Raw genomic sequence first — 22759 nt, forward strand, 5'->3', positions numbered from 1 at the left:
CGTGCGTGTGCATCGTCTGGCTCGCGGCAAAAGTGTCCGGCGCAAGCGGCCCGAAGCGCCTCCTCATTGCGCGTCCGCCTTCCGCGTGCGCACCCTCTGACCGTCCCGGCAAAGCGTCTGACACGCGAGCGCATGCGTGCGGCCGTCGATCGTCACGCGGCATTCCTGGCACACGCCCATGCCGCAGAGCGCCGCGCGCGGCTCGCCGCTGACCGACACGCGCGTGCCGTATCTCGCGCCGGACACCACCAGCGCCGCAGCCACCGTCGTGCCGGCGTCCACCTCGACAGCAAGGCCGTCGATGCTCAAGCGAATGCGCCGCGCGCCGCTCTCAGTCATGCGCCACCTCCTGTACGAAACGGAGCGGCAGATATGGCTCGACGGGAATCGCCGCCGCGCTTCCGACGATTTGCGCCGCAAGCAACTTCGCGGTCGCGAGCGAAGTCGTCACGCCCAAACCTTCGTGGCCGACGGCGAGCCACACGCCAGGCGCCAGATCGCCCGCCGGACCGATCAGCGGCAGTCCATCCGGCGATGCCGCGCGAAAGCCGGTCCATGCGCGAATGCCGTTCAGTTGCGGCAGCATCGGCAGATAGTGCGCGGCGCGTTGCAGCATCCGCGCGAGCAGGGACATCTCGACCGAGGGGTCGGTCGTGTTGAACTGGCGCGACGAGCCGATCAGCAGTTGACCGGTCGGCCGCGGTTGCGCATTGAATGCGACCGACGTGCCGGCCGCATGATGCGCGCTCTTGATATACCCCAGCTCCAGCAGTTGATGACGGATCAGTTCGGGATAGCGGTCGGTGATCAGCAGGTGGCCTTTCTTGGCTTGCAGCGGCAGCGCCGGTATCAACTCCTGCGCGCCGAGGCCGTTCGCAACGATCACATGCGCCGCACTGCGCCGCTCGCCGTTGGCGAGCGTCACGCCCGCGGCGTCGATCGAACGAACCGGCGCGCCGAGCCGCACGCCGATGTTTGCGGCCGCCGGCGATTGCGTCAGCAGCCATTCGGCGGCTGTGGGCGCGTACACGATGCTGTCGTGCTCGATGCGCAAACCGCCCACGAGCGCCTCAGCCACCGCCGGCTCGCACGCACGCAGCGCGGATGCGTCGAGCAGTTGCGCGGCGATGCCCTGCGTGTCGAACGCGGCATGCATCGCGCGGGCGGCTTGCCACTCTTCTTCGTCGGCGGCGAGCCAAAGCGTGCCGCAGCGCGCGAACGCATCGCGAGTGCGCAATTGCGGCGCTAGTTCCAGCCACAGTTCGCGCGAGTAGCGGCACAACGCGAATTCCGCCGGCGAGTCGTTCATCACGACGATATGGCCCATGCCCGCCGCTGTCGCGCCGCCGCCGATGCCTTGCGCGTCGAGCACCTCGACCCGCATGCCGAGCGCGGCCAGTTCCACCGCGCACGCCGCGCCCACGATGCCCGCGCCGACGATCAACGCATCCGCAGTCATGCCGTGCGGATGCCCCACGCGAACGGATCGCGTTCGTCGAAGCAAAGCCGGCCTTCCGCGGTGATATGCGCGTGACCCGTGATGGTTGGAATCACTGACGCGCCATCGCCGGCATAGCGATAGCTTGCCTCGAACACGCTGCCGATAATGCTCTCCTGCCGCCACACCGCCCCTTCGGCGAGCTTGCCGTCTGCCGCCAGACACGCGACTTTCGCGCTCGTGCCCGTGCCGCAAGGCGAGCGGTCGTAAGCGCTGCCTGGACACAGTACGAAGCTGCGGCTGTCGATGCCGTCGCGCGAACCGGGTCCGAAGAGCTCGATATGGTCGATCAACGCGCCCTCCGCCCCGGTGATGTGCTGCGCGATTAGCGCGTCGCGGATCGCGGCGCTGAAGGCGGTCAACTCAGGAATGCGCGAGGCTTCTAGCACACGCCCATGCTCAGCGACCAGAAAAAACCAGTTGCCGCCCCAGCCGATGTCGCCCGTCAGCACGCCATGCCCCGGCACATCGACTTGAACCGCCTTGCGATAACGATAGGCCGGCACGTTGCGCACGGCCACGCTGCCGTCGTCATTGAGCGTGGCTTCGACGACGCCGACCGGCGTCGCAATCCGATGGCGCCCGGGCCCGACCCGTCCCATATGCGCCAGCGAGACGACGAGGCCGATCGTGCCGTGGCCGCACATGCCGAGATAGCCGACATTGTTGAAGAAGATCACGCCGGCCGCGCACGACGGGTCGTCGGGTTCGCACAGCAGCGCCCCGACCACCACATCGGAGCCACGCGGTTCGGTGACGATGCCGGCGCGCCAGTCGTCGAAACGCATGCGAAATACGTCGAGCCGTTGCGCGAGTGTTCCGCCGCCGAGATCCGGGCCGCCCGACACCACGAGGCGGGTCGGTTCACCGCCGGTGTGCGAGTCGATGATATTGAGCGTTTTCATGACGCACATGGTATGAATGGCGCACGCCCGAGTCTTGGTGCGCCTGCGCGCGGATTGTGACGATTTCGGCACAACCGACATGCATTAGCCGTTATGCCGAAATCGTCATTCGTGGTGCGCCATTGACGCAAGACGGCAGCGTTTTCACTGCTTACACTGCGCTGGAACACATCACATTCAGGAGAGCAGTCGTGGCGCATATCTGGGAAGGCGTATTGCCCGCAGTTACCACCAAGTTCAACGCGGATTTCAGCATAGACCGCGCATGGACCGGCAAGAATATCGAAGCGCAGATCGACGCGGGCGTGGACGGCATCATCGTCTGCGGATCGCTGGGAGAAGCGTCGACGCTCTCGCTCGACGAAAAGCTGCAAGTGCTCGACATCGCCGTGGACGCCTCGCGCGGCCGCGTGCCGGTGCTTTTGACGATCGCGGAAAACAGCACGCTCGACGCCTGCCGTCAGGCCGAAGCGGGGAGCCGTCGCGGCGCCGCCGGTTTCATGGTGCTGCCGGGACTGCGCTATCTGTCGGACCGGCGTGAGACGCTGCACCATTTCCGCAGCGTCGCCGATGCGAGCGCGTTGCCGCTGATGATCTATAACAACCCGCTCGCGTACGGCGTCGACATGACACCCGAGATGTTCGCGGAAATCGCCGACGAAAAGAAGATCGTCGCGATCAAGGAATCATGCGGCGACGTGCGGCGTGTGACCGAACTGATCAACACGGTCGGAGACCGCTTCGCCATTCTGTGCGGCGTCGACAATCTCGCTATGGAAGCCATCCTGATGGGCGCGCATGGCTGGGTGGCCGGTCTCGTGTGCGCGTTTCCGCACGAGACGGTGGCGATCTACAAACTGCTGAAAGCCGGACGGCTGGAAGAAGCGCGGGAGATCTACCGCTGGTTCGCCCCGCTGCTCGCACTCGATGTCTCCCACAAGCTGGTCCAGAACATCAAGCTGGCCGAAACGATGGTCGGCCTCGGCACGGAGCCAGTGCGCCCGCCGCGCCTGCCTCTCGCGGGCGACGAGCGCACGGCGGTGGAAACGTTGATTCGCAAGTCGCTCGAAACACGGCCGGAATTGCCGCGCCTTTGAGCGGGGAACGGCTCAGGCGGCCTGCTTCTGAACGTGCACGGCCTCTTCGTGACGCAGATGCAGCAGCCTGTAGCCGCTCTTATAAACCGGCTGCAAACGGAATTCGTTTTGCGGCTCGATTTCCAGCAACAGGCGCAGCCGCGACACATGGCTGTCGATGGTGCGCGTGAACTCGCGGAATTCGCGGCCCCACACCATCGCGAAGATGTGATCGCGCGACATCACCCGGCCGATGTTCGAGAAGAATAGCGACGCAAGACGGTATTGCGTACCGGACAACGAGACCGGCTGGCCGCGCAGCATGACGATCTGGCGATGCGTGTCGAAACGGTACGGGCCGACATTGAAGCTCGCGGTGCCGAAGCGGTCGGGATAAGCTCGACGCAGCAGCGCGGTGACGCGTTCGCGAAATTCCGCCGGCCGCAGCGGCAACGCGACATAGTCGTCGGCGCCGTTGACGAAGGCGCGCACCGTACTCTCTTCCGACGTGTCCCTCGATACGAAGATGACCGGCACCCGGTCGCCGCCGACCGCACGCGCCGTTCTGAGCACCTCCGTGCCCGAGAGACGTGTGCCTTGCCAGTCCAGCACCAGCATGTCCACGGTCGACCGGGCAAGCGTTTTCGACATGGTGAGGCCGTCGTCGTAGCCCGAACAGGTATGACCGGCACTGACCAGAATTTTTTCAATCGACTGACGCATGACGGGGTCACGTTGAAGAATGGCAATGCGCATGGGAGGACTCATAACAGATGGCGTGGACGCCATTCTCGAAGGCGCACCTGTCCTATCCCATAAGATGAATCCTAATTTCGCGGTGACTCAGACGAATCCGGCAGACAAATGGCCGAGGGACTACAACACACTTCACGCCCCGAAGCGCGGCCTCGGACGACAGCGAAAATCGTCGCTTGATGGAACTTTCTCAATCTAATTAAGCACTTCCCGAAGCGAATCACTTTGATCCTGTAAAATCCCGCGCTGGCTTCCGTCGTCATCGCGCTGCCCTACCCGGGCCGGCGCGCCGGTGTCCCGCGCTCTACCCAGCCCTCGCCACACTTCTCGCCTGACGACCGCCGTTTTTCCACGCCACACGTGGTTCCCAATTCAAGACAACGACATAGCAATGCAAGCGACAAATCTGGGTGGAGCGCAGGCTGTCACCCCACGCGCTCTCGGGCGCAGCGACTATAAGACGCTCGGCCTCGCCGCTCTCGGCGGCGCGCTCGAGTTCTACGACTTCATCATCTTCGTGTTCTTCGCGCCGGCCATCGGCCAGTTGTTTTTCCCGGCCGCCATGCCGGACTGGCTGCGGCAGGTGCAGACGTTCGGCATCTTCGCCGCCGGTTATCTCGCGCGGCCGCTCGGCGGCATCGTCATGGCCCACTTCGGCGACCTGTTCGGCCGCAAGCGCATGTTCACGCTGAGCGTGCTGCTGATGTCCGTGCCGACGCTGATGATGGGCCTGTTGCCCACCTACGCCAGCATCGGCATCATGGCGCCGGTCCTCCTGCTTTTGTTCCGCGTGATGCAAGGCGCGGCGGTCGGCGGCGAAGTGCCGGGCGCGTGGGTGTTCGTCTCGGAGCATGTGCCGCAGCGCCACATCGGCTATGCGTGCGGCACGCTGACGGCCGGCCTCACGGCAGGCATCCTGCTCGGCTCGCTGATCGCGTCGGCGGTGAATCGCAATTTCGCGCCCGCCGAAATCGCCGATTACGCGTGGCGCATTCCGTTCCTCGTCGGTGGCGTGTTCGGCATGTTTTCGGTCTACCTGCGCCGCTGGCTGCACGAGACGCCGGTGTTCGCCGAGCTCAAGCAGCGCAAGGCGATTGCCGCCGAAGTGCCGCTCAAGGCCGTGCTGCGCGACCACGGCCGTGCGGTAATCGTCTCGATGCTGCTCACGTGGATGCTGTCCGCCGCCATCGTCGTCGTGATTCTGATGACGCCGACGCTGCTGCAAAAGCAGTTTCACGTTGCGCCGGCCACCGCGCTGCTGGCGAACTGCGTGGCGACGCTCTGCCTGACCATCGGCTGCGTGATGGCGGGCTCGATCGCCGGCCGCATCGGCGCGGGGCGCACGATTTTCGTCGGCGGCCTTGCGCTGGCTGTCACCTACTACGTGATGTTCCAGCAACTCGCCGTCGACACCTCGGCGCTCGTGCCGCTATACGGCGCGGCCGGCCTGCTGGTCGGCGTGATCGGCGCGATTCCGTTCGTGATGGTGAAAGCCTTCCCACCGGTCGTGCGCTTTTCGGGCATTTCGTTTTCGTACAACGTCGCCTATGCGGTATTCGGCGGCCTCACGCCAATCGCCGTGTCGCTGATGATGAAGTCGAACCCGATGGCCGCGCCGTTGTATGTCGGCGCGATCTGCGTGGTGGGTGCGTTGACCACGTTGTTCATCAAGGACGCGCCGCACAAGCGCTGAGCGAGCGCTTGCGGTTGTGAAGCGAACGGCGCGCCTTCGGGTGCGCCGTTTCTCTTTGCGGCGACGAGTTCAGGCCCGTGTCGCAAGAGGCGCTCGCTTATCCCGCGTTGCTGCCGCTGACATTTGCCTGACGCCCAGCTTTTCCCAACGCCCCGTTCTCCGCCTACATCGACACTTCACGCCGCCCCGAAACATGGTGCGTTGAATCGAGCCTACGATGTAGCGCATGAACTCCCCCAAAACACCCGTTTCGCCCGCCCTCGGCCGTGTACTTGCGACCGTGAGCGTGGGCTTTGTCGTCACGCAGTTGGACGTGACGATCGTCAATATCGCGCTGCCGGAAATCGGCGCGAATCTGCACGCCAATGTTGCGGGCCTGCAATGGGTCGTCGATGCCTACACGCTCGCGTTCGCCGTGCTGATGCTGTCGGCGGGCGCGCTCGGCGACCGCTTCGGCGCGCGCCGGCTGTATGCGGCGGGCATCGTGCTGTTCGCGCTGGCGTCGCTTGCGTGCGGACTCGCGCTCGACGCGCCTATGCTGGTCGCCGCGCGCGCGCTGCAAGGGATCGGCGCCGCGGCGATGCTGCCCAATTCTCTGGCGTTGCTCAATCAGTCGTACGGACACGATCCGAAACTGCGGGCGCGCGCGGTCGGGCTGTGGACGGCGGCGGGCGCAATTTCCATCGCCGCGGGACCGGTGGCCGGCGGCCTCCTGATCGCCGCCTTTGGTTGGCGCAGCATTTTCCTCGTCAATCTGCCGATCTGCGCGGCCGGCTTTCTGGCGACCTTGCTATGGGTGCCGCGTTCCGATGCCGCGCGCCCGGCGTCGCAAAATGCGGCGAAAACAGATGCCAGTCCACGTGGCATCGATCTGGGCGGCCAGTCGCTCGCGATCGTCGCACTGACCGCGTTCGTCGCCGCGGTGATCGAATGGCGGCCGCTCGGATTGAGTCATCCGCTGGTGGCCGGCGGCTTCGTGCTCGCAGCGCTCGCTGGGAGCGCGTTCGTCGTGGTGGAAGGGCGTACACCCGCGCCGATGCTGCCGCTCTCGCTCTTCAGCAAGCGCAGCTTTAGCGCCGCCGTCCTGTTCGGCATCTGCGTGAACATGACGTACTACGGCATGGTGTTCGTGCTGAGTCTTTACTTGCAGCGTGTGCGCGGCTACACGCCGCTGCAGGCCGGTCTCGCGTTTCTGCCGTTGACGGGCGGCTTTCTGATCTCGAATGTGGCGAGCGGCTGGGTGGTCGGCCGCTTCGGCGTGCGTGTGCCGATGATCGCCGGCGCGGTCACGGCGGGGCTCGGCTACGGTCTGCTGCACCTGGTCGATGCGAGCACGCCGCTCATCGGCTTGCTGCTGCCGTTCCTCCTGATTCCGTCGGGCATGGGTCTGGCCGTCCCGGCGATGACCACCGCCGTGCTTGCGTCGGTTGAAGCGAGGCGCGCGGGCACCGCGTCGGCGGTCCTGAATACGGCGCGGCAGGCGGGCGGCGCGGTGGGCGTGGCGGCGTTCGGCGCGCTCGCCAGCGGCTCGGCCGCCACCCAAATCGTCTCGGGGATGCAAACGGCGACCGCGATTTCGGTCGGCCTGCTGGTGTTCGGCGGCGTAATGAGCTGCCTCGTGCATCCGCAGCCGCATTCGTCGACATCGACACGGCGCGAAGCGGATTCCGCGCGGGTCGGCAACTCGCGCTAACGTTGCGCTTCGCCTGCCTGGTCTGGCCTGGCCTCGCGGATCGGGCAAAAAAAGACCCCCGCGGCTTGAAGCGCCGTGAGGGTCGTCAGCGGTCGATCAGGGCCGCGCCCATGAACCAGGCGCGAGCGCTATAGCGACGCTTCCTGAATCGTGCCGGTATTGATGGCGGCTTCGATCAGGCCTTCGCTTTGCGCCTTGCTGATTGCGTCGGCGATCAGCTTTTCCGGCTCCTCGATCTCGGCCTTGATGGCGCCCAGGAATCCGGACGCATCCAGAACCACCAGCGTTTTCGCGGAATCGGCGACGCTGATGATCACGCGATGCGGCGTGGGCCCTTCTCCGAGACTCGCGCATAAGTGCATGACCGTGCCACCAATGGTTTGCTCGAAACTTTGAATCATATTTGCTCCCTTGATTGCAGCCGGAATCGACAGCGAGGCGAAACCAGCGGAGTCCCTGAAAACAGCACGCTCATAGACTCAAGCCGCCGCGCGGCGCGCGCGCACCGTCGATACTGATGCGCCCCGCGCCCGTGACGAACAGCAGCAGAAAACCCCCGGCGATACCGATGTTCTTCCAGAAATGAATCACCATGTCGCGCTGCAAGGCGGCGTCCGTCACGTTCCAGAAGTCATGCCCCAGCACCGCTGTCGCCACCGTATAGACTGCCATGATGAGCGCGAGCGGGCGGATCTTGAAGCCGACGATCAGCAGCAGCCCGCCCAATACCTCGACCGCCGTGGCAACCGGCGCGGCGATCTGAACAAACGGCACGCCCTTCGAATGCAGATAGCCGACAAAGCCCGCATAGCCCAGCAGTTTCATCACACCGCTCCACAAAAAGAGCACCGAAAGGGCAATGCGTGCGATGAGAATAACGCCGGAATCGACGGGACGCGTCATGAGGGGCTCCTGTAAATGAATAAGCAGCAGACCCGGCTGGGAGGCCGCAGTTCCCTACTTTGCCTCTGAGCATATGTGCATTGCCGGCGCTTTCCAAGGCGCGCAGGCATTTGCATGACGCGAGGGCCGCCTGGGGGACTATGGACGGGGCGCGTCCGGGGCAAGCAAAACGCCTTTCGTGAAGACGAAGCAGCCATAACCCCGCTCTTCGCCGGTGGCGATCACGCAATACGCTTTGCGCGCGCGCTCATAAAAAGCGAACCGTTCGATGGATGCAAACGGCACGTCGCGGCCTTCGGCGGCGTTGACCTCGATCTGTGCTTCGCGCTGGACGGCCGGCATGGTATGCGGCTCGCCGACGACTTCCATCCGCGACGCCGGCTGGTCGATGAACGTGTCGAGCGGCATCACCGACAGCACCGCGCGGATCGCACGGGGCGCGCTTACGCCATCGAGATGAAGCAGCTTGCCGAGCGCGGAGCTTTGCGCGACGGAGCTGCCAGGGAAGTTGGCGTCGCAAATGACGAGTTCGTCGCCATGGCCCATTGAGCGTAGCGCATGCAGTATGTCGGCATTCAGCAGCGGATCGAGATTCTTAAGCACAGTGTCTCCATGCAGGTTGCTTGCGGTTATTCGAATGAGTCACATTGCCGCAATCGATTGTAGCAAGCAACGTTGCGCGGTTCGGCGAGATTCAATGCGCAGCGCGAGACGTGACAGGCTCGCGCCGCAGTTCGCCGCTGCAGCGCCACCGCAACCATCCGACCACCGCAAGCAGCATGAGCCCCGCGCCGCCCAGCACCGGTTCGCGCCAGCCGAGCAACGCGGCGAACATGAACGCACGCGTGCCGGCGAGCAGTGCGAAGCCGGCGATGGCGCCGCGGAGCGCATGGATGGCGTTCGCAAATCGCGCTAATCCGATGACAGGTGAAGGAGCCGTGGCGGCAACGGGCTCTTGCATGATCGTCTCCGTGGAAAAAATGGGCGGTGGCACAGCCGCGTGCGCTATGCGATCAAACGCCTGCGGGCTCCTGGTCGAGGAAGCCAGTCAGCGTCTGAAGGCGGCCGTGTGCGTCGAGCACGCCGAAATCGGAGCCCTTGGCGATCGCCTCGCCGGCGGGCGTGACCAGTTCCCATGAAAAACGCAGGCGATTGCCGAAACCGTCGACATCGGTCGAGCGGCGAAACGTGTGATGCGCAAAGCGCTCCTGCACCACACGGATCATCGCGTCGATGCCGTCATGGCCCGTGCCGGCCATCAGCGGATCGCGATAGTCGGCGTCGGCGGCCCAGGTCGCGGCGATCAACTCGCGACGGCGCGCGCCATCGGTCTCGTTCCAGGCGTCGAAATAACGGTCGACGAGGTCGGTATGCGCATTCATCTTCAGCTCCTTGATTGGCATGACTGAGCGCTACGCTCGGCACACACGTTGTATGCGGCGGGCCCGGAGTGAAGATTCGCGGTTTGGGCGCGGCGGGTCGATTACCTGGGAGGTAAGCGTTCGGTGTCGGCGCCGGCCATCATGTCGCATGAAGTCGCATGAAGTGGCGTCAAGTCGTGTCACGTGGCGAGCGCATTACCTCGCAGGTAATGGATGGCGGCGGCGCTTTGGCTATCATCGGTGGCATGAACACACTTTCTCTTGCGCAAAGCGCGCCTTCGACGAAGCCCTCCGCCAGCCGCACCGTCGGCGACCTGCTGCGCGAATGGCGGCAAAGGCGGCGGATGAGCCAGTTGCTGCTCGCCGCCGAAGCCGATATATCGACGCGGCATCTGAGCTTCGTCGAATCGGGACGCGCGATGCCGAGCCGGGAGATGGTCATGCATCTTGCCGAGCGCCTCGACGTGCCGCTGCGCGCGCGCAACGCGCTGCTGATCGCGGCGGGTTACGCACCGCTGTTTCGCGAGCGTGCGCTGTCGGACCCGCAACTGAGCGCGGCGCGCGAGGCCGTCGAACTCGTGCTGAAAGGCCATGAGCCGTATCCGGCGCTCGCCATCGATCGTCACTGGACCATCGTCGCCACGAACAATGCGCTCGCGCCGCTGCTGTCGGGCGCCAGTCCCGATCTGCTGAAGCCCCCCGTGAACGCGTTGCGCCTGAGTCTGCATCCGCACGGCATTGCGTCGTCGATAGTCAATTGGCACGCGTGGCGGGAACACGTGCTGGCGCGGCTGCAACGGCAAATCGACGTCAGCGCCGACGAGACGTTGAGCGCATTGCGCGACGAACTGGCGGGCTATCCCGCGCCGCCCGAAGCGGACCCGACCGATTCCGCCGACAGCGCGCTCAATCAGATTGCCGTGCCGCTGCGACTGCGCACGCCGCTTGGCGTGCTGTCGTTTTTCAGCACGACCACGGTGTTCGGTACGCCCGTGGACGTGACGCTGTCCGAACTCGCCATCGAAGCGTTCTTCCCCGCCGATCAGCAAACCGCGACCGCCTTGCGCGAGTTCGCGGATCAACAGCGAGCCGACGGCGCCGCGCACGAGGCCGCCAAGGGCGCCTGAGCGGACGCCCGCACGGCAAATAAACACCGGCGGCGGCGCAGCGGCCGCCTGCATGAACCGACGCTACGTGCTATCTTTTTCGATCGGCATTCCGCAATAACTCACCTCAAAACAACGCTCGTCAGCCGCCCGCCGGGCCGCGGGTGAGTCCGTTGCCTCTCAATTCATCATGTCCGATCTCTCTACTTCTCTTCCACGCGCGCCCCGCCGTTTCGACGTCAATCCGAAACCGTTGGGCGCGGCGCTTTTGCTGATCGCGCTCGGCGCTGTCTATCTCGCGCAAACGGTCAGTGGCCGCCAGGCCGCGCTGTATGTAGTCGGCGCGTTGCTCGGCATGTCGCTCTATCACGCGGCATTCGGCTTCACGTCGGCCTGGCGGGTATTTATCGCCGACGGCCGCGGCGCCGGCCTTCGCGCGCAAATGCTGATGCTCGCGGTCGGCGTCGTCCTGTTTTTCCCGGCGCTGGCGTCGGGCAGCCTGTTCGGCCATCCGGTCGTGGGGCTGGTCGCGCCGGCGGGCACCTCCGTGCTGGTCGGGGCTTTCCTGTTCGGCGTCGGTATGCAACTGGGCGGCGGCTGCGCGTCTGGCACGCTATACACGGTTGGCGGCGGCAGCACGCGGATGATCGTCACGCTCGCGGCATTTGTAACCGGCTCCATAGTGGCGACCGCGCACATGCCTTTCTGGACCGCGCTGCCCGCGCTCAAACCACTGTCGATGGTGAACATGCTCGGCGCGGCCGGCGCAATCGCGCTGAATCTGGTGATTTTCGCAGCGATCGCGGCGCTCACTGTGTTCGTCGAACGGCGCCTTCATGGGCGGCTTGTCAACGAGCCGGCGCGTGCGCCGCGCGCGTCGCCGTGGCTGCAAGGGCCGTGGCCGCTATTCGTCGGCGCTATCGCGCTGGTACTGCTCAATTTCGCGACCCTCGCGCTGTCGGGCCGCCCATGGGGCGTGACGTCGGCGTTCGCATTGTGGGGCGCCAAGCTCTTTGCCGCGCTCGGCATCGACGTGGCCCATTGGCCGTACTGGGCCACTCGCGCCAACGCGGGCGCGCTCGCAGCGCCGGTTACTCATGACGTCACCACGGTGATGGACGTGGGCATCATTCTCGGCGCCATGGCGGCTGCCGCGCTCGCCGGGCGTTACGCGCCGGTGTGGAAAGTGCCCGCGCGCTCGCTGATCGCGGCGGTGGTAGGAGGCCTGATGCTCGGCTACGGCGCCCGCCTCGCCTATGGTTGTAACATCGGTGCCTACTTTAGCGGCATCGTCTCCGGCAGCCTGCACGGCTGGCTCTGGCTGGTCGCCGCATTCGCCGGAAACATTCTCGGCACGCGCCTGCGTCCGGCTTTCGGGCTGGAAGTCGAGCGAGTCCGCGCGACCTCCTGCAAAACCTTACCGACGAAGTTACAAAGTCGCTCAGTTTGTAACTGGGGCGACATCAGTCCGTTACAAGTTCAGTCAGTCCCTAATCCGCTATTAGAGCGGCATTTATTACACGTCTCGCTCTGGCCTTTCCGCTTTTCTTTCATTCGAGTCTAAATTACCGGTTCCGTGCCGGCAGTTCGCGTGTGGCGCTAACGATACGGCTTGTGGCCCGTGCAACAAGGGTTTTCATGGATAAGACGAATGCCGGCAACGTCGAAAAACGCGTGTCGTGTGGTCTATTACGGGCGCGTGAAATTCTTACCGAAATTTGATGCATCTTTTCCGGATATTTTTTCAAGAAGGGATTGATTTCTTGTTTTGCACTTCATACAATTCGACCCAAGCTGTTACGAAATGTAACGCGATGTATCAAAAGGTCGCCATCTGTATCAAGGAGGTGACCCGTAGCCGAAGGACAACGTTTTCGGCGAGGCACAAAAGACATAACGGCAAAAAGCCGACTTAGTAATTCGGGGCTTCGGAAACAGAAAAAATGGACCGTAGCAGCGAGACGCTGGACTCAATCCGCGAGATTAACCTGTCGTACATCATGCTTGCGCAACGCATGTTGCGTGAGGACAAACCGGTCGGAATGTTCCGTCTGGGACTGTCGTCGGAACTGGCTGATCTGCTTGGCGGGCTCTCGCTCGCGCAGATCGTCAAGCTGGCCTCTTCCGATCAGCTTTTGTGTTTCTTCCGCTTCAACGACCACTCAATGCTGTCGGCGTTGACGCAAACGACGAAGCACACCGCAGTTGCACCGACTCACGCGGCGATCCTGCTTGCAGGCCAGCCCGCCGAGCAATTTGCCTGATCGAGGTGACTGCGATGCTCAAGCGTAGCCTGACTGAAGACGCACAAGAAGTGTTTCGCGCCATCGCGCTGATCGAACTCGGCGCACGCATGCAGGTGCTCGAGAGCGAGTTGACGCTCTCACGTGACCGCATGATCCGCCTGTACCGCGAGGTGAAGGGCGTATCGCCGCCCAAGGGCATGCTGCCTTTCTCGGCGGACTGGTACATGACGTGGCTCGCGAACATCCACGCGTCGCTGTTCTATAACACGTACCTGTTCCTGAAGAACGAAGCCCGGTGCTCACATCTCGATGCGCTGACCAAGGGCTATCGGCTCTATCTTGAACACTGCAGGCACAGCGAAACCGAACCAGTGCTGGATTTGACGCGCGCCTGGACGCTGGTGCGTTTCTTCGACGCGAACATTCTTCAGTTGACGAAGTGCTGCCGCTGCACCGGCAAGTTCGTCGCGCACAAGCACGACTTGCAGCACAACGTGGTGTGCGGCGCATGCCAGCCGCCGTCGCGCGCCGGCAAGACGAAGAAAGCCGCAGCCGCTCGTCAGGAAGCAATCGAAGCCGCACAGGTCGCTGAAGCCGCCTGATTCGGTTCAGCTCCATGAGCTGGATCGATGATTCAACTCGATGACGGCTGGTCCGCCCGATTCGAACCGAAGCCTCAAAATGAATAGGTCCGCCATTTTTTGCGCGGACCTTTTTTCTTGAACGTTTATTTTTTGCGCCGCGCGGCGATACGATGCGCCCAGCGATGCCATGCGCGGTTCAGTCCGCGACGAGTCCCACCGTCTGCACCACCAGCCAGAGATTCGCCGCGGTAATCACCGCAAACAGCGTCCACGAGACAATCCGCGTCAGCAGCGTATTCGCGAACTCGCCCATCAGCGAACTGTCGCCGGTCATGCGGATCAGCGGATAAAGCGCGAACGGCAATTGCAGACTCAATACAACCTGGCTTGCGACGAGCAGCTTGCCGACCGCGCCGTTGCCCATCATCTGTACGCCGATCAGTGCGGGGATCAACGCAAGCGCGCGCGTGATGAAGCGCCGCTGCCAGCACGGAATCTTCAGCTTCAGAAAGCCTTCCATGATGACCTGTCCCGCCACGGTGCCGGTGAATGTCGAGCTTTGTCCCGACGCCAGCAGTGTGATCGCGAACAGCACCGCTGCAAAACCAGTGCCGACAACCGGCGCGAGCAGCTTGTAGGCGTCTTCGATTTCGGTGACTTCCTTGTGGCCGGTCGCATGAAACGCGGCCGCAGCGAGAATCAGAATCGCCATGTTGATCATCAGCGCGAGCAACAGCGCGACGATGGTATCGATGCGCGACATGCCGATCGCGGACCCAATGCTCGCCGGATCGCGTTTCACCGCGCGCGTCTGCACGATCGACGAATGCAGATACAGGTTATGCGGCATCACGGTCGCGCCGAGAATGCCGATCGCGAGATACATCGGCTCACGCGAGTTCAAAGCCTGCCACGACGGAATGAGCCCTTGCGCGACCGACGGCCAATGCGGTTTCACGAGCGCCAGTTCGACGACATACCCAACGCCGATGGTCGCGATCAGGCCGAGCATGATCGCTTCGAGATCGCGGAAATTCTTGCCCTTCAGGCCGAGCACGATCAGCGTATCGAATGCGGTCAGCAACACGCCCGTGGTTAGCGAGCATTTGAACAGCAGATGAAAAGCAAGCGCGCCGCCGAGCACTTCCGCGAGATCGCACGCAATGATCGACAACTCGGCCAGCAACCATTGCCCGCGCGCGACCGCCGGCGAATAACGCGCCCTCGATAACTCAGCGAGATCGCGCCCAGTGACGATGCCGAGGCGCATGCTCAGACATTGCAGCGCCATCGCTGCGAGACTCGACAGCATGACGACGAACAGCAGGCTGTAGCCATAACGCGAGCCGGCTTCAATGTCGGTCGCCCAGTTGCCCGGGTCCATATAGCCGATCGACACCAGCAAGCCGGGGCCCGCGAACTGCAGGATCTTCTTCCAGAAAGGCGCGCCTTGAGAGACGGCGACCGAGCCTTGCACTTCGGATGGGCAAAACGGCGCCGTTGCCGTGGTCGGTAGTTTGAACTGCAATCAGGGAATCTCTTGAGAGGAATAAAGCACGGCCCAGACTGGCTGCGCCGCGAACCGCCTCAAGTGTACAAAGAAACTTCCGGCAATGTCCCGCTTAGCGCATAACGGCCGACGTCGCGCACGCGATAGTCGAGCGGATCATGCAGCGTGTGCACGCGAGCGTTGCGCCAGAAACGGTCGAACGCGAGCGGCGCATGCGTGGCCCGCGCGCCGCAAGCGTCGAACAGTTTTTCGCTGACATCGAGCGCCGCACGGTGCGCGACGATTTTCGCTTCCGACGTGGCGAGCGCAACATGGGCTCGCGCTTCGGCGGAAAGCGACGGACCTTCCTGCCACGCGGCATCGAGTGCATACGCGGCGCGTACGGCCATCGCCTCGGCGCTCACTGCCTGTAGACGCATTTCACCGAAGCGCTGGATCAGATACGGATCGTCGGTGGCTTTCGTTACGCCGGAAGTCATCCACGGCTTGCCGTATTGCGTGACATAGGCGCGCGCTTCATCGAGCGCGCCTTGTGCAATGCCCACGAACAGATTGGTCATGACCTGCTGCGATACCAGCGTTCGCAAACTCGCGTACGGCGTGTCGGCGCGTTGCAGTACTTCGTCCGGCTCGACCCGCACCTCCGCAAAAGAAACGCTGCCGCTGTCGGTCTGCCGCTGCCCGATCGGATTCCAGTCTTCGTTGACGGTGATGCCCGCGCGCGTGGTCGGCACCACTGCGAACATGGTGGTGCCGGTCTGCGGGTCGTGCCCGGAAACCGTCATCATCTGCGAGCCGCGCGTGCCCGAGCAAAAGCCTTTTTCGCCATTCAGACGATAGCCGCCGTCACCGGTTGCGCTCGCAACGAGCCGTGTGTCGAGCGGATTCACCGCGTTGCCCCACCACCAGCGCTCTTTCACGGTGCCGCTTAGATAGCGGGCGCGTTGTTCGGGATTGCCCCATACATAAACGCTGACCACCTGCAAGAAGGTGAAGCCGAGCAGATGCGCGAGCGCGCTGTCGACCTGGGCGATCTTTCGGATAGTCTCGTAGATGTCGGGCCACGAAGCGCCCTCGCCGCCGAATTCGCGCGGCACGGCGAGCGTGAGCAAGCCGGCATCGGCGATCCATTGCTTTTCCTGCGCGGCATGACCCCCGGCAAGATCGCGCTGCGCAGCGCTCGCATGCAAGGCATCGAGCAAGCCGGCGAGATCGCATACCGCCGGCGCGGCGGACACCGGGCGCGTTTGCAGCGCCGCGGCGTGAGCAGCATCGTTCATGCTAGTTCCCGTGATGATGTTTTGGGCCGAACCTGCGGAGCAGGTGCGATCGGGTTGATGAGAGGCTCGCGGCATCGTGCCAGCGCATTTCATCATAGGCGGTGAAGCCGGCGACGGGTAGAGCAGCTTGATTCATCATGCAAATGCGCTGCATGCAGTTAGCAGCGAGCGCTGGTGATAAGCGCGCAAAATCGCTCACCTCATGCACCGTCATGCATCCTCACGCGCGCTGCGCGAGCCGCCGCACGAAGCGATCACCCACGAACTGCACCGTCGTCACGATTGCGATCAGCAACACGATCACCGTCACCATCACCGTCGTATCGAAACGCTGATAGCCGTAGCGGATCGCAAGATCGCCGAGTCCGCCCGCGCCGACCGCGCCCGCCATCGCCGAGGAGCCGATCATCGCGACTACGGTAATCGTGAAGCCGCCGACAATGCCCGGCAGCGCTTCGGGCAACAACACATGCCGAATGATGTGCCTGCGTTGCGCGCCCATTGCCTGCGCCGCTTCGATCAGTCCGCGGTCCACCTCCCGCAAGCTCACTTCGGCCACGCGAGCGAGGAACGGAATCGCGGCAATGCTGAGCGGCACGATCGCCGCCCATACGCCGATGGTCGTACCGATCAGCAAGCGCGTGAGCGGCAGCAATGCAACCAGCAGAATGATGAAGGTCGTCGAGCGAAATGCATTCACGAGCGCGCCAAGCGTGCTGTTCACCGCGCGCTTTTCGAAGATGCCGCCGCGCGTCGTCGTGACCAGCACCAGCGCCAACGGAATGCCGGCCAGTGCCGCGATCACAGCCGACACGCCGACCATCACCACCGTATCGCGTATCGCACCGGCGAGTTCGGACAGCCAGAGATCAGACATAGCCCAATACCTCGACATGATTCGCATGACCGCGCGCGCGTTCGAGCAATGCGGCGATCTGCGCATGCACCGTGATGCCTCCGCTCGCACGAACCTGCGCGGACACCACGAGGCGTCCTTGCGCATGCCCCTGAATCCGGTCGATGCCGCCATGCACGAAACGCACGCTGCTTCCGTCAATACTCAATGCCGACGTGAGACCGGCGAGATCGGGGTCGCGCGCATCGTCGCCCGTAAAGCGCACGTCCAGCAGAATCCGCGCGTCTGCTTGCGCAATATCGCGCAGCGGCTTGACGCGATCAGCGAGGTCAGCGGGCAAATCGTGGACGAGCGTACGCAGCAGCGCTCGCGTGGCGTCGTGTTGCGGATCGCCGAATACACGCCACACGGGTCCCGTTTCGACGACCTCGCCGCGCTCGATTACCGCGACCGTATCGCAAACTTCACGAATCACCTGCATTTCATGTGTGATCAGTACAACGGTCAGATTCAGCCGCCGATTAATGTCGCGCAGTAGCGCGAGAATAGCCTGCGTCGTTTCGGGATCGAGAGCCGAGGTGGCTTCGTCGCAAAGCAGAATGTCCGGGTCCGTGACGAGCGCGCGCGCAATGCCGACCCGCTGCTTCTGTCCGCCCGAGAGGCTCGCCGGATAAGCGTCGCGCTTCGCCGCGAGGCCGACGAGTTCGAGCAGCGCATCGACCTTTTTATCGATTGCCGCTTTGGGCACGCCCGCAATTTTCAGCGGCAACGCAATGTTCTCGCGCACTGTCTTCGCGGACAGCAGATTGAAGTGCTGAAACACCATGCCGATGCGCCGGCGCAGCGTCACGAGCCCGCGCTCGTCGAGTTTGCCGACGCTCACCCCGTTCACACGCACCGCGCCTGAACTGGGTTTTTCGAGGCCGTTGACGAGGCGCAGCAACGTCGACTTGCCCGCACCGCTGCGGCCGATAATGCCGAACACTTCGCCGTGCGCGACGTTCAACGTCACATTGGCGAGGGCCGCGGTCGGTACGCCACGCGCACCTGAAAATACTTTGCCCACGTTGTCGAATACGACAGCGCCCTGCGTCGACGTTGCGTTCGAATCAGGATCGGCAATGAGAGACGGCGCGTCTTCAATGAATTGCGGCACGTCGAAAAGATTGGCCATTGCTTTCGCTCCTCTCAGGCTTCCACGGTTTGCTTCGCGCCGTTTTCTTGCCAGCGCCGATGCTGCGCGCCGACATGCACATCGGGCAAACGTGCGCGCCCGCCGCCGAACAGCTTCTCGCGCAAGGTCGGCGCGGGGTCGTAGTCTTCCTTGTAAACGCCGCGATTCTGCAACTCGGGCACGACGAGGTTCACAAAGTCCTCGAACGATTCGGGCATCACAGTGCGCGTCAGATTGAAACCGTCCACGCCCGCTTCGTCGATCCACGACACCAGTTCGTCCGCGATCTGCTGCGGCGAGCCGACCACCGGCTTCGCGCGACCGCCGAGCGTCATCTGTTCGAGCACCTTGCGCTTGGTCCACACGCCGCTCACGCTCTTCTTCGAAATGGCTTCTACCGCCGATTGCATCGACTCCGTCTTGACGTACGAGATCGGTTCGTCCAACTCGTATTGCGAAAAGTCGATACCTGTCGAACTGGAAAAATGCGCGATGCCGCCTTCGGCACTCGCATAACGCCGGTACTCTTCGAATTTTTCCTGTGCGGCACGTTCTGTTTCGCCGACCACGACCGTAATGCCCGCGAAGATTTTGATGTCGTCCGGCGCGCGCCCAAAGCTCACCGCTCGCGCGCGAATGTCCTCGACGATGGAACGCGTCAACTGCTTATTCTGTCCGCCGACAAACACGCACTCCGCATGACGCGCCGCGAAATCCACGCCGCGGCTCGACGAGCCCGCCTGATACAACACGGGCGTGCGTTGCGGCGAAGGCTCGCTCAAGTGAATCGCGTCGATCGAATAGTAAGGACCGTCATGCTTTACACGATGCACCTTGCCGGACTGCGAGAAGATGCGCGCCGCGCGGTCGCGCACCACCGCGCCGTCTTCCCAGCTTTGCTCCCACAATTTGTAGACCACGTCCATGTAGTCGTCGGCGCGCTCATAGCGGTCGTCGTGGCCGATCTGCTGCGCGAGGCCCATGCCGCGCGCGGCACTGTCCAGATAGCCGGTGACGATGTTCCAGCCCACGCGCCCCCTGGTCAGATGATCGAGCGTCGACATGCGCCGCGCGAACAGATACGGCGGCTCGTACGTCAGATTCGACGTGACGCCGAAGCCGATATGCCGCGTCACGTGCGCCATGGCGGGAACGACCAGTGCAGGATCGTTGATTGGAATCTGCACCGCTTCGCGCAACGGTGTTTCGGGGCCGCCCTCATAAACGTCGTATACGCCCACAATATCCGCGAGAAAGATTCCGTCGAATTTCCCGCGTTCCAGCGTTTGCGCAAGACTCGTCCAGTAGTCGAGATCGGTGTAGTGCGCCGAACGATCCCGCGGATGCGTCCACAAACCATGATTGATGTGGCCGACCGCATTCATGTTGAACGCGTTCAGCAGGATCTTTTTCTTCGGCATCGCGTGACTCCTGTTATTTCCCGCAAGGGCGCATAGCGCCGCTTACCACGCCACCGCGTATAGATTGCCGAATGCCTTGTCGAGCGCGGCACGCACGGCGGGCGAATGCTGATAGATCGAAATGAACTTGCGGATGCGTGGATCGTTCGCGCTTTCCGGACGCACGACCCATTGGATCGCGTAGTTCTTGTTCTCGAGGCCGTCGAACAGCAGCGCGCTATTCGGGTCAGTGGTACCCGCAAGTTTGATGAAGCTCGGGTAGCCTTGTGCAAGGTCGACGTCGTCGAGCGAACGGGCTAGTTGCGATGCTTCGAGCTGAATGATCTTCAAATGCTTCGGGTTGTCGATAATGTCGAGCGTGGTCGCACGATAGTCGATGCCCGGCGTCAACTTGATCAGCCCCGCGCGTTGCAGCAGCAACAAACCGCGTCCACCGTTGACGGGATCGTTGGCGATAGCCACGGTCGCGCCGTCTTTCAACTCGTCAAAGCGTTTGATCTTCTTCGAGTAGAGACCGATCTTCATGATCGTGCCCGGCGCAATCGCGACGAAGTGATAACCGCCTTGCTTCTTCGCGTTCTCGAGAAACGGAATGTGCTGGAAGTAATTAACGTCGATGTCCTTGTTCGCGAGCGCGGCATTCGGCGTGTTCCAGTCGGTGAACTCGATGATCTTCACATCCAGTCCCTGCTCTTTCGCCTCGCGCACCGCGACTTTGAGTGCCTCGATTTGCGGACTCGTGGCGGTGCCGATCTTCAGCGTAAAGGCATCGGCTGCGAATGCTGGCACGGAGGGCAACGCGAGAGCAATGCCGAAGGCGCCAAGAAGTGCGAGTGTCGGCGCATGAAAAAAGCGCCGCACGTTGGAGAGGAAAATGCGCATGGTGGACTCTTAGGGTTAAGACATGATGTTGTTCGCGGCAAGCCTGATCAACGGCCCACGCTGAGGTGCGAATCATCATAGAGGCCGCCCTATCTGCCGGTCTACGAACGGATTTTCGAAAGGAAAGCGCGAAAAAAGATTTGCACGAAAAAAAACCGGACCGCGCTTGTTGCGCGATCCGGCTTTTCTCAAGCACTCAACGAGAGAAGCGCTTACCGCTTCGCCACGTGTTCAGCAGACGCCGCCGTGGAAGCCGCCGCAGAAACCGGCGCCGTAGCCGGAGCAGCCGAGCCCACTGCGGTATCCGCCGCCGGCACCTCGCTCCAGCCGCCGCCGAGCGCACGAATCAGGTTCACCGTCGCCACCGCCTGCGTGCCCTGCAAGTGGCTCGCCTGCAATTGCGAAGTCAGCACCTGCCGCTCGCCGTCGATCACGTCCAGATAACTGACCGCGCCTTCGGTGTACTGCGTACGCGACAGATGCGCGGCGCGCTGCGAGGCCTGCACCGCATTGTTCTGCTCACGCATCTGATCGTCGAGCAGACGCAGATCGGCCAGGTTGTCCTCGACTTCACGGAACGCTACCAGCACCTGCTGACGATACTGCGCCACATCCTCGTCATATCTCGCACGAGCCTGCGCGAGATTCGCCTTGCGACGGCCACCGTCGAAGAGCGGCACCGTCAACGCCGTGCCGGCGAGCGGCCCGAGAATGAACGCGCGGCTCGACCACATGAACAGATCGCCCAACGTAGCCGACTCATAGCCGAATGCGCCGGTGATATCGAGCTTCGGGAAGAACGCCGACTTCGCGAGACCGACGCGCGCGTTCGCCGCCGCCATTGCACGCTCGGCTGCGGAAACATCGGGCCGGCGTTCCAGCAGCGCCGAGGGCAAACCGGGCGGCACACGCACCGTGACCGGCGCAAGCGGCGCTTGTGCGAACGAGAACTCCGCCGGCGGCTTGCCGAGCAGAATCGCGAGACTATGCTCCGACGCCGCGCGTTGACGCGCCACGCCCACAGCATCGGCACGCGCGCTCGCCAGTTCATTGCGAGCCCGCGACACATCGAGCTCACCGATATCGCCTTCCTTGAAACGCCGCTCGACGAGCTTCAGCGTGTCCTCGCGCAACGTCACCGTGCGGCGATACAAGTCCTGATCGGAGTCGAGCTCGCGCAACTGGAAGTAGTTTTGCGCGACGTCGGCCTGCAACGACAACTGCACCGACCGGAACAGCGCTTCGCTCTGCTGCTCGTCCGCACGCGAGGCGTTCACGTTCGAACCGACGCGTCCGAACAGATCGGCCTCATACGACGCGCCGACTTGCGCACGCCAGATCGTGCCCGTCGTACCGCCCACGCTATCCGGCTGCAATTGCGAGGCCGCCGAGGCCCGTTCGCGAGTCGGACCGAAGCCCGCATCGAACTTCGGGAACCAGTCCGACTTCGCTGCGCGCGTCACCGCACGCGCCTGCTGCACACGCGCCGCTGCCGCCTTCAGGTCCTGATTCGCGGCGGCCGCCTGCTCTTCGAGCGCGTCGAGCTGCTGGTCGCCGAAAATCTTCCACCATTCCCCACGATGCGCGTCGTCGGCGGGCTGCGCCGTCTTCCACGTGCCCGTGTCCTGAGCCGACGCGCCCGAGGCCGCTACCGGCGCTTCCTTGAACGCGGCCGGCGTATCGACTTCCGGCCGCTTATACGTGGGCTCCACCGAGCAGGCGGCGAGCAGCGCGACCAGCAGACCGCTGGCGGCCGCGCGGCCCCATCCACTCAAACTGTCAAAGCGTTTCATT

General features: G+C 63.4%; 23 protein-coding genes. 7 read left to right on the plus strand and 16 right to left on the minus strand.

Annotation, left to right across the window (positions count from 1 at the left end):
• Positions 1-63 precede the first annotated feature (63 nt).
• Genes C0Z16_RS13860 through C0Z16_RS13870 form a run of 3 tightly spaced genes read right to left on the minus strand, consistent with a single transcriptional unit; the run spans position 64 to position 2412 of the window.
• Complete coding sequence (locus C0Z16_RS13860; protein WP_102632724.1) at positions 64-339, minus strand: (2Fe-2S)-binding protein; 276 nt, start codon at positions 337-339, stop codon at positions 64-66.
• Entirely contained in the window at positions 332-1459 is a 1128-nt protein-coding gene (locus tag C0Z16_RS13865; RefSeq protein WP_102632725.1) for an NAD(P)/FAD-dependent oxidoreductase, read from the minus strand. Before C0Z16_RS13865 ends, C0Z16_RS13860 begins: the two co-directional genes overlap by 8 nt.
• The gene (locus C0Z16_RS13870) at positions 1456-2412 is read right to left on the minus strand and encodes a 4-hydroxyproline epimerase (protein WP_102632726.1); all 957 of its coding nucleotides are present in this window, start codon (positions 2410-2412) and stop codon (positions 1456-1458) included. Before C0Z16_RS13870 ends, C0Z16_RS13865 begins: the two co-directional genes overlap by 4 nt.
• A gap of 182 nt (positions 2413-2594) precedes the next feature.
• On the opposite strand from C0Z16_RS13870, the gene C0Z16_RS13875 reads away from it, so the two are divergent.
• The gene (locus tag C0Z16_RS13875) at positions 2595-3500 is read left to right on the plus strand and encodes a dihydrodipicolinate synthase family protein (protein ID WP_102632833.1); all 906 of its coding nucleotides are present in this window, start codon (positions 2595-2597) and stop codon (positions 3498-3500) included.
• A 12-nt stretch (positions 3501-3512) separates the two neighbouring features.
• Here C0Z16_RS13875 and C0Z16_RS13880 read toward each other — a convergent pair whose 3' ends face one another.
• Positions 3513-4235, minus strand: coding sequence for a response regulator transcription factor (locus tag C0Z16_RS13880; protein ID WP_102632727.1), 723 nt, complete (start codon positions 4233-4235; stop codon positions 3513-3515).
• A 391-nt stretch (positions 4236-4626) separates the two neighbouring features.
• Between C0Z16_RS13880 and C0Z16_RS13885 the strand changes: the two genes are divergently transcribed.
• Together C0Z16_RS13885 and C0Z16_RS13890 are read left to right on the plus strand one after the other, a co-directional pair.
• A complete protein-coding gene (locus tag C0Z16_RS13885; RefSeq protein ID WP_102632728.1) occupies positions 4627-5928 on the plus strand; it encodes an MFS transporter in 1302 nt (433 codons plus the stop codon).
• Between the two features lie 226 nt (positions 5929-6154).
• Entirely contained in the window at positions 6155-7621 is a 1467-nt protein-coding gene (locus C0Z16_RS13890) for an MFS transporter (RefSeq protein ID WP_102632729.1), read from the plus strand.
• A 128-nt stretch (positions 7622-7749) separates the two neighbouring features.
• On the opposite strand, the gene C0Z16_RS13895 is transcribed toward C0Z16_RS13890, so the two are convergent.
• The 5 genes from C0Z16_RS13895 to C0Z16_RS13915 all read right to left on the minus strand — a co-directional run bounded on the left by C0Z16_RS13895 (position 7750) and on the right by C0Z16_RS13915 (position 9906).
• Positions 7750-8022, minus strand: coding sequence for a hypothetical protein (locus tag C0Z16_RS13895; RefSeq protein WP_102632730.1), 273 nt, complete (start codon positions 8020-8022; stop codon positions 7750-7752).
• A 70-nt stretch (positions 8023-8092) separates the two neighbouring features.
• A complete protein-coding gene (locus tag C0Z16_RS13900) occupies positions 8093-8524 on the minus strand; it encodes a DoxX family protein (protein WP_102632731.1) in 432 nt (143 codons plus the stop codon).
• A 138-nt stretch (positions 8525-8662) separates the two neighbouring features.
• Entirely contained in the window at positions 8663-9127 is a 465-nt protein-coding gene (locus tag C0Z16_RS13905) for an RbsD/FucU family protein (RefSeq protein WP_102632732.1), read from the minus strand.
• A gap of 91 nt (positions 9128-9218) precedes the next feature.
• Positions 9219-9485, minus strand: a complete 267-nt coding sequence (locus tag C0Z16_RS13910) for a hypothetical protein (RefSeq protein WP_102632733.1) — start codon at positions 9483-9485, stop codon at positions 9219-9221.
• A gap of 52 nt (positions 9486-9537) precedes the next feature.
• Positions 9538-9906, minus strand: a complete 369-nt coding sequence (locus C0Z16_RS13915; protein WP_102632734.1) for a nuclear transport factor 2 family protein — start codon at positions 9904-9906, stop codon at positions 9538-9540.
• A gap of 245 nt (positions 9907-10151) precedes the next feature.
• Between C0Z16_RS13915 and C0Z16_RS13920 the strand changes: the two genes are divergently transcribed.
• The 4 genes from C0Z16_RS13920 to flhC all read left to right on the plus strand — a co-directional run bounded on the left by C0Z16_RS13920 (position 10152) and on the right by flhC (position 13860).
• Positions 10152-11033 (plus strand): helix-turn-helix domain-containing protein, encoded by an 882-nt coding sequence (locus C0Z16_RS13920; protein ID WP_455430264.1) that lies wholly within the window; start codon positions 10152-10154, stop codon positions 11031-11033.
• A gap of 169 nt (positions 11034-11202) precedes the next feature.
• Complete coding sequence (locus C0Z16_RS13925; RefSeq protein ID WP_244201235.1) at positions 11203-12576, plus strand: YeeE/YedE family protein; 1374 nt, start codon at positions 11203-11205, stop codon at positions 12574-12576.
• A gap of 379 nt (positions 12577-12955) precedes the next feature.
• Positions 12956-13276, plus strand: coding sequence for a flagellar transcriptional regulator FlhD (flhD, locus tag C0Z16_RS13930; RefSeq protein ID WP_102632735.1), 321 nt, complete (start codon positions 12956-12958; stop codon positions 13274-13276).
• A gap of 14 nt (positions 13277-13290) precedes the next feature.
• On the plus strand, positions 13291-13860 hold the full coding sequence (gene flhC / locus C0Z16_RS13935; protein ID WP_102632736.1) for a flagellar transcriptional regulator FlhC: 570 nt from the start codon (positions 13291-13293) through the stop codon (positions 13858-13860).
• A gap of 178 nt (positions 13861-14038) precedes the next feature.
• Here flhC and C0Z16_RS13940 read toward each other — a convergent pair whose 3' ends face one another.
• From C0Z16_RS13940 to C0Z16_RS13970, 7 genes are all read right to left on the minus strand, one after another.
• Entirely contained in the window at positions 14039-15370 is a 1332-nt protein-coding gene (locus C0Z16_RS13940; protein ID WP_102632737.1) for an Nramp family divalent metal transporter, read from the minus strand.
• Positions 15371-15429: 59 nt separating this feature from the next.
• Positions 15430-16632: an acyl-CoA dehydrogenase family protein gene (locus C0Z16_RS13945; RefSeq protein WP_102632738.1), complete on the minus strand. Its 1203-nt coding sequence runs from the start codon at positions 16630-16632 to the stop codon at positions 15430-15432.
• Positions 16633-16852: 220 nt separating this feature from the next.
• Positions 16853-17509, minus strand: coding sequence for a methionine ABC transporter permease (locus C0Z16_RS13950; protein WP_102632739.1), 657 nt, complete (start codon positions 17507-17509; stop codon positions 16853-16855).
• A complete protein-coding gene (locus tag C0Z16_RS13955; RefSeq protein ID WP_102632740.1) occupies positions 17502-18662 on the minus strand; it encodes a methionine ABC transporter ATP-binding protein in 1161 nt (386 codons plus the stop codon). Before C0Z16_RS13955 ends, C0Z16_RS13950 begins: the two co-directional genes overlap by 8 nt.
• 14 nt (positions 18663-18676) lie before the next feature.
• On the minus strand, positions 18677-20083 hold the full coding sequence (locus tag C0Z16_RS13960) for an LLM class flavin-dependent oxidoreductase (RefSeq protein WP_102632741.1): 1407 nt from the start codon (positions 20081-20083) through the stop codon (positions 18677-18679).
• 42 nt (positions 20084-20125) lie between these two features.
• Positions 20126-20965, minus strand: a complete 840-nt coding sequence (locus C0Z16_RS13965; protein WP_167403518.1) for a MetQ/NlpA family ABC transporter substrate-binding protein — start codon at positions 20963-20965, stop codon at positions 20126-20128.
• A gap of 212 nt (positions 20966-21177) precedes the next feature.
• Positions 21178-22758, minus strand: a complete 1581-nt coding sequence (locus tag C0Z16_RS13970) for an efflux transporter outer membrane subunit (RefSeq protein ID WP_102632742.1) — start codon at positions 22756-22758, stop codon at positions 21178-21180.
• Position 22759: the final 1 nt, after the last annotated feature.

The sequence above is a fragment of the Paraburkholderia rhynchosiae genome, from assembly GCF_002879865.1.
Taxonomy (GTDB): domain Bacteria; phylum Pseudomonadota; class Gammaproteobacteria; order Burkholderiales; family Burkholderiaceae; genus Paraburkholderia; species Paraburkholderia rhynchosiae.